At 40.1% G+C, this 14,975-nt stretch carries 10 protein-coding genes; 8 read left to right on the forward strand and 2 right to left on the reverse strand.

Features of this window, described 5'->3' with window-relative positions; all coding sequences use genetic code 11:
• The first annotated feature begins 85 nt into the window (after positions 1–85).
• From ACFIL7_RS03740 to ligA, 8 genes are all read left to right on the forward strand, one after another.
• On the forward strand, positions 86–1,006 hold the full coding sequence (locus ACFIL7_RS03740; protein ID WP_375662083.1) for a D-alanine--D-alanine ligase: 921 nt from the start codon (positions 86–88) through the stop codon (positions 1,004–1,006).
• On the forward strand, positions 994–1,905 hold the full coding sequence (locus tag ACFIL7_RS03745; RefSeq protein ID WP_375618227.1) for a cell division protein FtsQ/DivIB: 912 nt from the start codon (positions 994–996) through the stop codon (positions 1,903–1,905). The genes ACFIL7_RS03740 and ACFIL7_RS03745 overlap by 13 nt, the downstream gene beginning before the upstream one ends.
• Positions 1,902–3,203, forward strand: coding sequence for a cell division protein FtsA (gene ftsA / locus ACFIL7_RS03750; protein WP_375613372.1), 1,302 nt, complete (start codon positions 1,902–1,904; stop codon positions 3,201–3,203). Before ACFIL7_RS03745 ends, ftsA begins: the two co-directional genes overlap by 4 nt.
• A gap of 65 nt (positions 3,204–3,268) precedes the next feature.
• Positions 3,269–5,032, forward strand: coding sequence for a cell division protein FtsZ (ftsZ, locus tag ACFIL7_RS03755; RefSeq protein WP_375632991.1), 1,764 nt, complete (start codon positions 3,269–3,271; stop codon positions 5,030–5,032).
• 213 nt (positions 5,033–5,245) lie between these two features.
• On the forward strand, positions 5,246–6,130 hold the full coding sequence (lpxC, locus tag ACFIL7_RS03760; protein ID WP_375632989.1) for a UDP-3-O-acyl-N-acetylglucosamine deacetylase: 885 nt from the start codon (positions 5,246–5,248) through the stop codon (positions 6,128–6,130).
• A 158-nt stretch (positions 6,131–6,288) separates the two neighbouring features.
• A complete protein-coding gene (locus tag ACFIL7_RS03765) occupies positions 6,289–7,182 on the forward strand; it encodes an outer membrane protein assembly factor BamD (protein WP_375683367.1) in 894 nt (297 codons plus the stop codon).
• Between the two features lie 6 nt (positions 7,183–7,188).
• Positions 7,189–8,850 (forward strand): DNA repair protein RecN, encoded by a 1,662-nt coding sequence (recN, locus tag ACFIL7_RS03770; protein ID WP_375683368.1) that lies wholly within the window; start codon positions 7,189–7,191, stop codon positions 8,848–8,850.
• 111 nt (positions 8,851–8,961) lie between these two features.
• Positions 8,962–11,121, forward strand: coding sequence for an NAD-dependent DNA ligase LigA (gene ligA, locus ACFIL7_RS03775; protein WP_375683369.1), 2,160 nt, complete (start codon positions 8,962–8,964; stop codon positions 11,119–11,121).
• Between the two features lie 712 nt (positions 11,122–11,833).
• On the opposite strand, the gene ACFIL7_RS03780 is transcribed toward ligA, so the two are convergent.
• Both ACFIL7_RS03780 and ACFIL7_RS03785 read right to left on the reverse strand, forming a co-directional pair.
• Entirely contained in the window at positions 11,834–12,175 is a 342-nt protein-coding gene (locus tag ACFIL7_RS03780) for a hypothetical protein (protein WP_375642931.1), read from the reverse strand.
• Between the two features lie 966 nt (positions 12,176–13,141).
• Positions 13,142–14,968 carry an aminopeptidase P family protein gene (locus ACFIL7_RS03785; RefSeq protein ID WP_375636803.1) on the reverse strand — a complete coding sequence of 609 codons (1,827 nt, stop codon included), beginning with the start codon at positions 14,966–14,968 and terminating at the stop codon, positions 13,142–13,144.
• Positions 14,969–14,975 lie beyond the last annotated feature (7 nt).

The raw sequence follows: 14,975 nt of genomic DNA on the forward strand, positions 1-14,975 counted from the left end.
CAAGGATAAACTTTGTTTTTCCTGTATGTGGTGCTGATGTATTCTATATAGACTACATATAGTATGCGAAAGAGGGTGATTTATTATGAAAGATAAACATATAGCTGTGTTAATGGGAGGTTTTTCTTCTGAACGGTCTATAAGTTTATCTTCGGGGGCGGCGTGTGCTGATGTTCTAGAGGTGCAGGGGTATCGCGTGAGCCGCGTGGATGTTGACGCTCATATTGCTTCTGTTCTTGAACAGTTGCAGCCCGATATTGCCTTCAATGCATTGCATGGTCCATTTGGTGAAGATGGCCGGATCCAGGGGATTCTTGAATATTTAAAAATTCCTTATACCCATTCTGGTGTGATGGCATCCGCTTTGGCAATGGATAAGGGACGTGCAAAAATTATCGTTGAAAATTTTGGGGTTTGTGTTGCTCCTTCTCGTATCATGAGCCGCTTTGCTTTGGGACAAACGCATCCCATGGAGCCTCCTTATGTAATTAAACCTGTGTGTGAAGGATCAAGTTTTGGTGTTGTCATTGTCCAGGAAAATGAAGCAGCACCGCCGCATAGTATTGGGGGAGCTGAGTGGGGGTATGCTGATGAGGTGATGATTGAAAAATATATTCCTGGTCGTGAATTGACTTGTGCTGTTTTGGGGAATGAAGTGCTGGATGTGTGTGAAATTCTTCCCGATAAACACTTTCCATTCTACGATTATGACTCGAAATATAAAACGGGTGGTTCTCTTCACATTTGTCCTGCACAACTTTCACTAAATATTTACCAAAGTGTGCAAAGAATGTCTTTAGCAGCCCATCAGGCGATAGGGTGTCGAGGTGTTAGCCGTTCTGATTTTCGTTTTGATGAGAAAACGGGAGAATTGGTTTGGCTTGAAATTAATACGCAACCCGGTATGACATCGACGTCTCTTCTTCCTGATATTGCAAAAGCGAGCGGCCGTACTTACGGCGATATTGTTCAATGGATGGTGGAGGACGCATCATGTATGCGTTGAATGTTAATAAAACAAATGTTCCGATGGAGGTGCTTTCAGTGCCGGCTTTGCCACGTCTTTATCGTCGTTTTCTCCGGTTTATGTTTGAGTTTGTTTTTGTCAATATTCATATTCCACGCCATTTCGGCTCTTTTGCTGTTGTATGGTTTTTCTTTGTTACGGCTTTTTATGGACTTTCATCAAGTGGTCAGATGGCTGTGATCGTAAATACGATCATATTGGATAGTAGTTTTGTGGTCACTCATGTCGATATAAGCGGTAATAAGCGCTTGGCAAAGCAGGATATTTTTAAAATTTTAAAACTTGATGTTGCGCCTTCTATATTCACTTTTGATGTTGAAAGAGCACGTTCTCTTTTGGAAAAACAGGCTTGGGTGCAATCGGCTAATGTTCAGAAAATTTATCCCAATAGAATGCGCATTTCCATTGTGGAGCGTGAACCCTATGCCATTTGGCAACATGATGGCATAATGGATATTGTTGATAATACAGGTCGTGTCATTGTGCCTTTTAAAGGGGAAATTGTTCGGGATTTACCTCTTGTGGTTGGGCAGGGTGCACAAAATGCTGCTAAAGTGTTTATTCAAGCGCTGTCAGTCTATCCGGAAGTATATGATCGTATTCGTGCTTTTGTGCGGGTAGGTGATCGACGTTGGGATCTTGTTTTGAATAATGGAATGCGCGTTATGTTGCCTGAAAATGGTGCTCTTGAAAGGCTTTCTTCTCTTTTTTCGTCCGGTACAATGCAAGATCTTTTATCTCGCGATATTCTCAGTGTTGATTTACGTCTTGCTGATCGAATTACTGTTTCTTTATCAGATGAAACGTTGGAGCGTTATCATACTACTGTAGCAGAAGAAGAACGTATTTTAAAAGCGCGAAAGGCAGGAAGCCTATGATGCTGCTCAGATCACATCATTTGAAGGGGCGTAAAACACGTTTTTTAACGGTACTTGATGTCGGTTCAAGTAAGATTGTTTGTCTTATTGCTTGTTTGCGTCCTTTGAAGCATGCGCACTATTTACATGGTCGTACACATTCTACGGAAATTCTAGGCTTTGGAGTGCAGCGTTCACGTGGTATTAAATCTGGTGTTGTCATGGATATGTTTGCAGCAGAACAATCCATAAGATTGGCTGTTGATGCGGCAGAAAAAATGGCGGGTTTGGTGGTGGATTCAGTGATTGTGAATTTTTCCTCAAGTCGATTACAAAGTGCTTTGATTAATGGAAAGGTCCATTTGAATGGTCGTGAAGTCACCAAGCGTGATATGCGTATGGCCTTTTCAGATGTTTCGCGTAAAGCCTTTGATGCTGAACGTCATGTTATGCACTCAGTTCCAGTTTCTTATGTATTGGATGGAGATAAAGGAATTTTTGATCCTATTGGCATGGCAGGGGAAACATTTGGTGTCGACGTGCATGTGGTAACAGCAGAAACAGCCTCTTTGCGTAATTTAGAAACTTGTATTAATCGTGCACATTTGAGTGTTGAAGCAATGGTTGCTACTCCCTTTGCAAGTGGTCTTGCTGTCTTGATGAATGATGAGGCGCGTTTAGGGGCTGCATGTATTGATTTTGGTGGTGGAACAACAACATTTTCAGTGTTTTTTGAGGGGAAATTTATTCATGCGGATGCTCTTGCTGTTGGGGGGCATCATGTGACTCTTGATGTTGCGCGCGGATTTTCTATGTCTTTAACAGAGGCGGAACGTTTAAAAGTTGTTTATGGTTCAGCACTTTTAACAAGTGCTGATGAGCGGCAAATGATTAATGTAGCAGAAATTGGGAGTGAACAGCGTGAAACTCAATATCCTCGCGCGGTTCTTGGGCGTATCATTCGTGCGCGTGTTGAAGAAATTTTAGAAATGGTCCGTGATTGTTTAAATCGTTCTGGTTTTGGTCACATCATTGGTAAACGTGTTATTTTGACTGGGGGAGCAAGCCAGTTAACAGGATTGCCAGAAATGGCACGTACTATATTAGGAAGAAATGTTCGTATCGGGCGGCCTTTAGGTATTTCGAGGCTTCCTTCTCTTGCAAAAGGGGCGGCGTTTACATCTGCTGTTGGGTTGTTAATTTATCCGCAATTGGTGGGGTTTGAAGAAAAAACAATGCAGGCGGCAGGAAATCATTTATCGATGGGCACGCGTGGATATTTTCAGCGTGTTGGTCAGTGGTTGCGTGAGAGTTTTTAGTTAAGTGTCTAGTTGGATAAATTTCATCGCTTTGGCTTGCGGTGTCTTATGAGAAGGAAAAGAAAATGACGATTAATCTGCATCGGCCAGATATCGCGGAATTGAAGCCACGCATTACCGTTTTTGGTGTTGGAGGTGGTGGCGGGAATGCCGTGAATAATATGATAAATGCTGGTCTTCAGGGAGTTGACTTTGTTGTTGCAAATACGGATGCACAGGCTTTGGCTATGTCAAAGGCTGAACGTGTTATCCAACTTGGGGCAGCTGTGACAGAAGGTTTGGGTGCTGGGGCTTTGCCGGAAGTTGGACAAGCGGCGGCGGAGGAATGTATTGATGAAATTATTGATCATCTTGCAGACTCTCATATGGTTTTCATTACTGCTGGTATGGGGGGAGGAACTGGAACAGGAGCTGCTCCCGTTGTTGCTCGCGCAGCGCGTGAAAAAGGTATTTTGACTGTTGGTGTTGTGACAAAGCCGTTTCAGTTTGAAGGCGCACGTCGTATGAAAACGGCAGAGGCTGGTATTGAAGAATTACAAAAGTCTGTCGATACATTGATTGTTATTCCCAATCAAAATCTTTTCCGTATTGCAAATGATAAGACAACGTTTGCTGATGCTTTTGCTATGGCTGACCAAGTGCTTTATTCTGGTGTTGCTTCCATTACGGATTTGATGATTAAAGAGGGTTTGATTAACCTTGATTTTGCTGATGTTCGTTCTGTTATGCACGAAATGGGTCGAGCCATGATGGGAACGGGTGAGGCATCTGGTGATGGGCGTGCTTTGGCTGCGGCTGAAGCTGCTATTGCAAACCCATTGTTGGATGATACCTCTATGCGTGGGGCGCGTGGTTTATTGATTTCTATTACGGGTGGTCGTGATATGACTCTCTTTGAAGTTGATGAAGCTGCTAATCGTATTCGTGAAGAAGTAGATGCTGATGCGAATGTGATCTTTGGCGCTATTGATGATGAGTCATTGGAAGGTGTTATTCGTGTTTCTGTGGTTGCCACCGGTATTGATCGTGAAGTTAGTGATGTGGTTCAGTCCTCTCATCCTCAGATTCAAAGGACTGCTTCTTCAATACGCAAGAGCGATCCTGGAACGTCACACAGTTCTTTTCATGTTCAATCTTCGCCTCTGCGTTCTGAGTCAATGGTAGAAGTAATCGAATCACTTGAAATAGAGAAGGGTAAATCAACCGGAGAACAGTTCCGTCCCAAAAGTCAAATTTTTGCACATCCTGCAGACTCAATGACGACACGAAGTGCGACGAATGCTGTTGCGTATGGTTCAAATGCTGTTCAGGAACAGAGATCAAATGTGCCTCGTATGCAAGTAAGCCGTGGTTCTCAACAGGCGATGACGGCTCCTGTGAGTATGGAGGCAACAGCGCATGTTCTTGATGAGATGACAGGGCTTGTGAAGCAAAAAGAAAAGCCAGTGCAACCAAAACAAATGCAAGCGCGCGCTCCAATGCGTATGCCTGAGTTAAAGGATTTTCCACCTGTTGCTCATGGACAAAGTCAAAGAACATTTGTGACTGATCAAGGTCCTCGTAATCTTTGGCAGCGTTTGAAACAGAGCTTGACACATCGTGAAGAAGCTGAGCCAGAAGCGAGGTTGGAGCCTGCTGTTAGATCGTCTCAGCAGAAAGAGTCTCATGTTTACAATAAAAATTCTCAGGCGCTTTCTCAAGATGCTTCTGTTTATGTTCCACGTCGTTCTGGTGAGCTGCATCCTCAGGTACCACAAGATCAGCGTACTTTTATAAGTGAAGAAGATCAGTTGGAAATACCAGCATTTTTACGTCGTCAGGCAAATTAATTGATGAAAAATGAGGTAAAGTAAGAAATTTTATTATTTCTTTAATGATCAGACAAAAATTATACAGTAAAATATATTACTGTTTTTTGGATAAAATACTTTGTTAAAAAAAAACCGCTTATAATAAGCGGTTTTTTTTATTATTTACTATGAATATTTTTTATAGTTTTATAAATTTTGTTAAAAGATGTACAAGCAATTTAATAACATGATATGATGAATTTAGTACCAAAATATCAGTCTACTCTTAAAAAAGCAGTAACATTTAAGGGGATTGGCGTTCACAGTGGCTGTTTGTCAGTGGTAAAGATTTGTCCAGCGGATGTTGGGTGTGGTATTGTTTTTAAGCGTTGTGGATTAGACGGAACAGAGAAAATATTTCAAGCCCATGCATCGCAAACAGGAGAAACTGAATTATCAACAGTACTTGGAGATGAAGATGTAAGGGTTGAAACAATTGAACATTTGATGGCGGCAATTGCTGCTTATAATTTGGATAATCTTGTTATTGAAGTGTCACATAATGAGATTCCTATTTTGGATGGTTCAGCGTGGCTATATTGCCAAGCTTTTGAAGATGTTGGTATTGTACAGCAAAATGCGTTGCGTTCTTATTTCATTATAAAAAAGCCGGTGCGGGTTGAAGGAGCTCATGGTGTTGCAGAGCTTTTGCCATTCGATGGACGTCGTTTTGATATAACGATCTCTTTTCCTTCTTCTGCTATTGGTAAGCAACATTTCAGTTTTGATCTTACCACACGAGGGTTTAGGGATGATTTGTCACGTGCGCGCACTTTTGGTTTTATCAAAGACGTGGAGGAATTAAGGCTTTCTGGAAAGGCGAGAGGTGCTTCTTTGGAAAATTCTCTTGTTATCGACCTTAATGATAAAATTTTAAATCCCGATGGTCCTTATTGGGAGAATGAATGTGTTCGGCACAAGATGCTTGATGCGATTGGTGATACTGCTTTGCTTGGGGCACCTTTTATTGGATTATTTCGTTCTTATTGTAGTGGGCATAGAATTAATGCGCAATTGGTGAAGGCTGTTTTGGCAGACGAATCATATTATGAAAAAAGCTTTTTAGAGAAAGAGTAAAAAAATTGACAAGATTTTTTTATCGTTTATTTGATTTTTAAGGGGATGATTGACCTAAACTGCTAAATTGGTTATGTGGATTTTAAAGTGATATGCTATAAAACCTTTGATAAATTGTTTTTGCTACAAGGTGATATTCTGTGGAGGCCGGAAAAACTATGAAAAAATCTCATGTGTGCATTGGAAATATGACATATAGAAAATCTAACATTGTACGCAAGATATTGGGGGTGGTGCTTTTGGGAAGCACCTGTATGTTAGCGGGATGCCTCTTTAAAGAGAAAAATACCCTTGATCCATCTGCTTATGTTTTGAAAATAGAGCCACCAGATGTTTTATATAATCAGGCGCTTGCTAGCCTTGAAAGTGGGCTGCTTGGGGACGCATCGAAGAAGTTTTTGAAGATTGAAAAACAGTACGCTTATACAGACTGGGGACGTAAATCTTTGGTCATGGGTGCTTTTACTAATTATCGACTCGGAAAGTATGATGATTCAATTAGTATGGCTCAACGCTATATTACTCTTTATCCAGGGTCGACTGACTCGGCTTATGCATACTATATTATTGGTCTTTCTTCTTTCCGTCGGATTCCTGATGTTACGCGTGATCAACGTGACACGAAACGTGCTATTGCTGCTATGCAGCTTCTTATAGAGCGTTATCCTAATTCTGAGTATGTCAAGGATGCTAAGGATAAAATCCGTTTTGGTCGCGAACAACTGGCTGGTAAAGAAATGCAGATTGGCCGTTATTATGAAGAGGGACGGCGCTATCTTGCGGCAAGTAGACGGTTTCGTACCGTGGTTGAGGAGTATTCTGATACAAATCAAATTGAAGAAGCACTTTTCCGCTTGACTGAAGTTAATCTTGCTCTCGGCTTAACGGCGGAAGCACAGACGGCAGCAGCTATTTTAGGACGTAATTATCCCAAAAGTGAGTGGTATAAATTTTCTTATAATCTCTTGCAGAAGAATAAAATATCGCCACGTGAGCATAAATCTTCTTGGATCTCAAATGCTTTAGGTGGTGACAAGAAGAGGATACGTTGATTCTCTATGTTGGTACAGCTTTCGATTCATAATATTGTTTTGATCGAAACGCTCGATATTCATTTTACAGCGGGGTTGACGGTTTTAACTGGAGAAACGGGTGCGGGGAAGTCTATTCTCCTTGATGCTTTATCACTTGCTCTAGGGGGGCGGGGTGATGCTTCGCTTGTGCGTCATGGGGCTGACCGCGGGCAGGTCACAGCTGTTTTTGATGTGTCTGTTTCACATCCTGCACGTCAACTTATTCGTGAGAATGGTCTTGATGATGAGGGTGATATTATTTTACGACGTGTGCAATCAAGTGATGGACGTAGCCGTGTTTTTATCAATGATCAGGTGTCTAGTGTTGCATTGATGCGGAGTGTTGGCCGTTTGCTGGTTGAAATCCATGGACAACATGATGATCGTGCGCTTGTTGATGTTGCTACACATCGCCAATTATTAGATGCCTTTGGTGGTCTTGAAGATGAAGTGGAAAATTTGCGTCAGTGTTATCACTCATGGCGTGAATTTGAGGAGCGTTTGCAACGGCAGCGTCTTAAAGTAGAGAGTGCTGTACGGGAGGTTGATTATCTTCGTGCGTGTGTAGAAGAGCTTGAAAAGCTTGATTTTAAAGTTGGTGAAGAGGAAGCTCTTTTTCTTCGTCGTGCTGATATGCTTAAATTAGAAAAAATAGCAACAGATATTAAAGAAGCGGATGATCTTTTAACGGGTCAAAAATCACCAATCCCAGTGCTTTCTAATTTGGTGAGGCGTTTGGAGCGGAAAATTCCTGAGGCGCAAGAACTTATTGCACCTGTGGTGAAATCTATTGATGAGGCATTGCATGCACTTGCAACAGCACAAGAAGGTATTGAGACGGCAATACGAGCATTAGATTTTGAACCTGATGAATTGGAACGGATAGAAGAGCGTCTTTTTTCTCTTCGGGGTTTTGCTCGTAAATATCAAGTTTCTGCGGATGAATTGATTCAGTTACGCGATAAAATGGACGCAGAACTCGCTGATTTTGAAGAGGCTCAGACTATATTGACACGTTTTGAAGATGAGGCAGAGCAGGCAAAGAAAAATTATGATACATTGGCGCAAGCCTTAACAATAAAGCGTCGGGAGACAGCAAAGCATTTATCTGAAAGTGTTATGGCTGAGTTGCCGGCATTGAAGTTAGAGAGGGCTGAATTTATTGTTGAAATGCAAAGTGATGTGGAAAAGCGGAGTGCAGAGGGATGTGATCGTATTGAATATTGGGTGCGGACAAATCCTGGAACACGTGCTGGGCCGATGCTTAGTGTGGCTTCTGGCGGTGAATTATCCCGTTTTTTGCTGGCATTAAAAGTTGTTTTATCTGATCGAGGATCAGCACCGACGCTGATTTTTGATGAAATTGATACAGGTGTTGGGGGGGCTGTTGCAGCGGCTATTGGGCAACGGTTGCAACGCTTATCAGAACATGTCCAAGTTTTCGCTATTACGCATGCTCCACAGGTTGCATCGAAAGCGCATGGTCATTTTCTTATTTCAAAAATTGAGAGTCATGATAAAGGACGCTTTGTTACTGCGATTCATAAAATGAAAGAGCATGAGCGTGCAGAAGAAATTGCCCGTATGTTGGCTGGAGAACAGATTACTGAAGAAGCGCGTGCAGCGGCTCAAAAGCTTCTCGCATAAAGGTAATTAGTCAGCGATAAAAATACTAGAAAGCTTATATTTATTGAGATTCACTTGATGAGGAGGCGTGGGAGGCCCTTGTGGCAGCGCTTGTAATTTGGAATAGATTTTATGAACAAAGATGCATATAAAAATCTCACAGCTGTTGAAGCAGAACGTGAATTAGAGTGGTTGGCAAAAGAGATTGCACGTCATGATGTGCTTTATAATCGTGATGATCAGCCTGAAATTTCTGATGCAGAATATGATGCTTTACGTCGTCGTAATGCAGAAATTGAAGCTCTTTTTCCAGAGCTTATACGTATTGATTCTCCTTCACATAAAATTGGAGCACCAATTTCTGAAAAATTTGAAAAATCTGTTCATGTACAGCCTATGCTTTCACTTGATAATGCGTTTAGCTCTGAAGATGTTACTGAATTTGTTGAGCGTATTCGTCGTTTTTTACGGCTTCCAGAAACACAAGTGTTGGAAATAACAGCGGAGCCAAAAATTGATGGTTTATCTTTGTCTTTGCGCTACGAAAAGGGGCAGCTTGTGCGTGCGGCAACGCGTGGGGATGGAACTGTCGGTGAAAATGTGACGGCAAATGCCCGAACAATTGCTGATATTCCACAAGTTTTGCAAGGTGATTTTCCTGGTATCATTGAGGTGCGTGGTGAAGTTTATATGGGGCGGGAGGATTTCCAAGCACTGAATATCAGCCAACAAGAGAAGGGCAAGTTAACCTTTGCCAATCCTCGAAATGCGGCGGCTGGTTCTCTCCGTCAGCTTGATTCACGGATAACCGCTAGCAGAAAACTTCAATTTTTTGCTTATGCTTGTGGTGAGGTGAGTGAAATATTGGCAGAAAGTCAAATGGAGATGATGAAAAAGCTAAAAGAGTATGGCTTTGTTATCAATCCATTAACAAAAGTCTTTAAGACAGTAGAAGACATTATTTGCTATTATCACGATATCGAAGAATGCCGTCATTCTTTAAGCTATGATATTGATGGCATTGTTTATAAGGTCAATGATTTGATGCTCCAAAAGCGCTTGGGGTTTGTTTCTCGTTCGCCGCGTTGGGCTATCGCCCATAAATTTCCAGCAGAAAAAGCGATAGCGCTTTTGGAGAATATTGACATTCAAGTTGGGCGCACGGGAGCTTTGACACCTGTTGCACGTCTTACGCCTATTACTGTTGGTGGAGTGGTGGTGACCAATGCTAGTTTGCATAATGAGGATTATATTAAGGGAATTGGTCATAAAGGAGAGCCCATTCGTGAAGGGCGTGATATCCGTGTAGGCGATAGCGTGATTGTACAACGCGCTGGTGATGTGATCCCTCAAATTGTTGATATTGTCGCTGCAAAGCGTCCAAAAAATGCTTCTACTTTTGTGTTTCCTCATTTGTGTCCAGCTTGTGGGAGTCATGCTGTTCGTGAAGTGGGAGAAGCCGTGCGTCGCTGTACAGGGGGGCTTATTTGTCCTGCACAAGCAATTGAACGTATTCGTCATTTTGTTTCACGCAATGCTTTTGATATTGAGGGCTTGGGTAAAAAACAGGTAGAGTTCTTTTTCCATGTTCAAGATGAGGCGCTTTGTATTCATACACCAGCCGATATTTTTACTTTACAACGGCGCCAAGAAAAATCTTTGATACGTTTGGAAAATATGGAAGGTTTTGGTACTGTTTCAGTGCGGAAATTGTATGATGCCATTAATGCGCGCCGAGAAATTCCGTTGAGCCGTTTTTTGTTTGCATTGGGGATTCGTCATGTTGGCGAAGTGAATGCACGCCGCCTTGCACGCGCTTATAAAAATTATACAGCTTTTGAGACTGCGGCTATGGAAGCACTTATGCCATGTGATAAGGAAAATGAAGAAGGAAATGAGGCTTGGATAGAGCTTACCAATATCGAAGGAATTGGACCACAGGTAGGGAGCGCAATTGTTGATTTTTATCAAGAAGCGCATAACCGTGAGATTTTATCTGTTTTGCTTGAAGAAGTAATACCTCTTGATGAGGAGCCTATCATAGCAGATTCTTCACCAATAGCAGAGAAGATCATTGTTTTTACAGGAACTTTGGCGCATATGTCACGCGATGAAGCAAAAGCATTGGCAGAGCGATTAGGGGCTAAAACATCTGGTTCACTTTCTAAAAAAACAGATCTTCTTGTTGCAGGACCTGGAGCGGGCTCCAAGTTGGCTAAAGCTGAGGAATTAGGTGTTGAGGTTATCGATGAAGAGGCTTGGCTACAGCTGATTGAGAAACATAATGTTTAGAGGGATTTTTCCAGAAGATCGTATGCTGTTTGTATGATTATCTCTCTTACATTTTTGGGGGGATGAAATCAAAAAGGGGGATAATAGGGGCTGTTTTTTGCAAAAACAGAGCGCCATATATTTTGATATTTATTAAGTTATTAAAAATGATTAACGTTGAACTTAAATATTAAACTTAAACTATTATAATGAAGAATATACAAGGTTATTATTAGTAAAAGATATAAATTATTACTGTGAAGAAAGGTAAAATTTTTGAACAAATATGTATAATTTAATCCAAAATGCCGTAATAAACCAATTATAATGACGTAATAAAAATATAACGCGGAAGATTACAAAATATAATAAAATATTCCGCTATAAATGAATAAGGGATATAACTGCGAGTTGTTTATTATGTTGAATTATAAAAGATTACTGGTATCTATACTTATCAGGCATTATTAGATGGTACACTTGTCCAATTTCATTACAAAATTTCGGATATTCGCTAATGCGTCTAGCAGCATAATTTTTTTCCTGACTTCCTTCATCTCTCTCAAATTTCTCAGCATAGGAAATTTCGTTTATTAGAGCTAGTATTTGGATTGAGAATATTTCAGAATTAAATACCATTCGTGCGTATCTAAACATTGGATCTGTCGAGTTCATGACTAAATTTTTTGCCCAAATGAAATCGTTTTCTTTCCAATTATATTGAGAATGTAGCTTATGTATGTATGTAGGTAGGTAGGGATAATGCTGAAAATTTTTTATTGTACTCTCCCTGTAATAAGTCCACAAGGCATGCACACCAAACAACTTTCGCATGGATAAGATTTATATTTTCAGGAATTAGTACTATCATCCCAGGGCTTAGAACATGATATACACCATAACTCTTATTATCCAGATATTTTTTTGCAATTTCTAGACGCTCTTCGTATATATTATCAGGATATTGTGTCTTTACGTACTCTTCGTATAATTTATCGTACTTATTTGGAGTAATGACTTGATTTTCAGAAAATACAGCAATAGGAACTCGCTTAAATTTAGTAATTTCCTTCAATACAGAAGGCCCAATATAGTATCCAAAAATAATATTATGGAACAAAATAAAACTATACGCATTAGGATAATCACTTTATTTCTAAAATACTGGATAAGGATATAGCTTATTAAGATCTGTGATTAAGATTTTGTTAACTAACAAGCCATAAGATACACGCTTTATTGTGTCTTTTTCAAAGTATTTGTGAAATTTTGTAGAGAGTTTGAATCTCCTTTACTTATGTGACTGTTTTTGTGTTATGTAGTTTTTCATATACTCTGTTATTGTTGTTAATTTTTTAGCTGAATGACATGTTCAGGTAAAAACATATACCTCCATATATGTTGTTTTCATACTGTGCAGTTGGAAACTATTTATATTGTAGATAACGTTTTTCAACAATAAGTAATAGTCTAGAAAATAATATTGTACTGTTAACTATGCAAATAAATGAAAAACTTTAACGCTGATGTTATCATCATGCTATTTCTTTTAAATTCTAAATACTTAACTTTTATTTCATAGCAGATTCTATTTTATTGTAGCAATATGTATTATAAGGAATTACAGCTGTTGAAAATAACTCAAGAATTTAAAAATATAAATTATCATTATGAAGCAAACAAAAAGGTAAAATTTATTCGAATAAATATGCAGAATTTTTGAATCCAAACAGCGTAATAAGCTGGTTATAATAGGTGTTTTAGAAATACGATGCGGAGGGTTACAAAATATAACGAAAGTTTCCATATAAAGAAACTAGGGATATGAGAGTGTCTAGATGGAGATCGCCAAGATAAGTATTACCGCGTATAGGTGTATCTCATCTTGCTTCACCGAGGTTAGCGTTTACCGTACCAGCAAAAAACTTGAAGTATCTTGTAGAAATATTTTTTGTATTTCCTGATGCAGATACATATTTTTCCCTTAAAAAGAGAAGATCCTGTGTTTTGTAGAAAGAGTAAAAGTTATACGTTGCTTCATTTAAAGGGGCATTGTTGCTTCTTTTGCCCATTTTTTATCTTCTTCGTTCAAGTAAGGTGCATTCATCTGATAAACGCGCGCATGGTAATCATTGAGCCATTGCCGTTCTTCTTGTGTCAAAAGCTCTGGAAGGATTAACCGTCGATCAATGGGGCAAAGTGTGAGTGTTTCGAACGAGAGCATTTCTATATCTCCACCATCAATTTTTTGTGCTGGCTTCACAATCATCAAATTTTCAAGACGGATACCAAAAGCGCCTTCGCGGTAATAGCCTGGCTCGTTTGAAAGAATCATACCGGAGATGAGTTCTTGGCACCCTTTGCGAGAAATATTTTGCGGTCCTTCATGGACAGAAAGATAAGATCCAACACCATGACCGGTGCCATGGGCATAATCAAAACCAGCTTTCCACAATGCAATGCGTGCAAGAGAATCAAGGTCTTGTCCTCGTGTGCCTTTTGGAAATCTGATAGTTGAAAGAGCAATCATGCCTTTGAGAACAAGCGTAAAACAGTGTTTTTCTTCTTCTCCAATATTCCCAATTGCTACGGTGCGTGTGACATCAGTCGTACCATCACGATATTGTCCACCTGAATCAACGAGGTAAAGTTCACCGGTTTTGAGTTGTTTATTTGTTTGCGTTGTTACACGATAATGAATAATGGCACCATTTTCTCCTGCTGCTGAAATTGTATCAAAAGAAAGATCTTTAAGTTTTTCTCCCATTTCTTTTGCTGTATTTATGCGAAATTCTTCTAATTTTTGAGCAGCGGAAATTTCACTTATTGACCCTGGTATTTGTTTATCTAACCAAGAAAAAAAACGGGTTAGGGCAACACCATCGCGTAGATGCGCTTTGCGTGCGCCATTGAGTTCTGTGTCATTTTTAATGGCACGTGGTAGAGCAGCAGGATCAGTAAGTGTGATAAAAGAGCTATTTTTTTCTTCAATAACAGTTCGTAATTTTTCGCATGTTAGCTGTGGATCTAAGGCAAACACTGTCCCTTTTTGAACATACTCTTTGATCTTGGGAATAAGCTGTTCTGGTTCATATAATTTTGCATAACGTTCTAGATATTGTTTCTGTTCTACACCAAGTTTTTTGCTGTCAATGAATAAAGCTGGTGTTTCGTTAAGTGGAATGAGAGCAAAACAAAGGGAAAAAGGCGTGTTGGAAACATCATTGCCCCGTATGTTGAATGTCCATGCAATGGAAGAGGGGTCTGTAAAAATAAAAGCATTTGCATGAGTTTGCTGTATATCTTTGTAAATCAAAGCGAGTTTTTCATTTGTATCGCACCCAGCATATTTGAGAGGGTGAATTGATAAGGCAGATTGTGGTAATTTTGGTTGATTATGCCAGAGCAGATCAATGGGATTATGTTGAACTTCTACAAGTTTTCCACCTGCTTTCATTTCTAATGCATTTCTCAATGCATCGGTGGCAGCAATCGTGTGGAGCCATGGATCAAAGCCAATAGAAAGTTTTTGACCATTTTTTTCAAGCCATTGTGAGGGAGGACAAGTTATGAGATCTTCATAATTAAAAATATCAGGATCAGTTTGTTGGCGAACTTGGAGCTTATATCGCCCATCTGTAAATATGATGGCTTTGTTTTTTAAAATCAGTGCAATCCCAGCTGAGCCAGTAAAGCCGGTTAGCCAGCTAAGGCGTTGAGCATGAGGGGGGACATATTCTCCTTGATGCTCATCGCACCGCGGAACAAGAAAACCATCGAGTCCAAGGTGATTGAGTTCTTTACGAAGGCAAGAAATGCGTTCTGCTGCATAAGCAGGATTTGTTGTCGCCTCAAAAGATTGATACATAACGACG

The sequence above is a fragment of the Bartonella sp. AP3QHHD genome (genome assembly GCF_042195765.1).
Classification (GTDB): Bacteria; Pseudomonadota; Alphaproteobacteria; order Rhizobiales; family Rhizobiaceae; genus Bartonella.

What these genes read in the sequence shown, in the direction of transcription:
- ACFIL7_RS03785 (WP_375636803.1), bottom strand. Translation starts at nt 14,968, where the DNA reads ATGTATCAATCTTTTGAGGCGACAACAAATCCTGCTTATGCAGCAGAA.
- ligA (WP_375683369.1), top strand. Translation starts at nt 8,962, where the DNA reads ATGAACAAAGATGCATATAAAAATCTCACAGCTGTTGAAGCAGAACGT.
- ACFIL7_RS03765 (WP_375683367.1), top strand. Translation starts at nt 6,289, where the DNA reads ATGAAAAAATCTCATGTGTGCATTGGAAATATGACATATAGAAAATCT.
- ACFIL7_RS03745 (WP_375618227.1), top strand. Translation starts at nt 994, where the DNA reads ATGTATGCGTTGAATGTTAATAAAACAAATGTTCCGATGGAGGTGCTT.
- recN (WP_375683368.1), top strand. Translation starts at nt 7,189, where the DNA reads ATGTTGGTACAGCTTTCGATTCATAATATTGTTTTGATCGAAACGCTC.
- ftsZ (WP_375632991.1), top strand. Translation starts at nt 3,269, where the DNA reads ATGACGATTAATCTGCATCGGCCAGATATCGCGGAATTGAAGCCACGC.
- ftsA (WP_375613372.1), top strand. Translation starts at nt 1,902, where the DNA reads ATGATGCTGCTCAGATCACATCATTTGAAGGGGCGTAAAACACGTTTT.
- ACFIL7_RS03740 (WP_375662083.1), top strand. Translation starts at nt 86, where the DNA reads ATGAAAGATAAACATATAGCTGTGTTAATGGGAGGTTTTTCTTCTGAA.
- lpxC (WP_375632989.1), top strand. Translation starts at nt 5,246, where the DNA reads ATGATGAATTTAGTACCAAAATATCAGTCTACTCTTAAAAAAGCAGTA.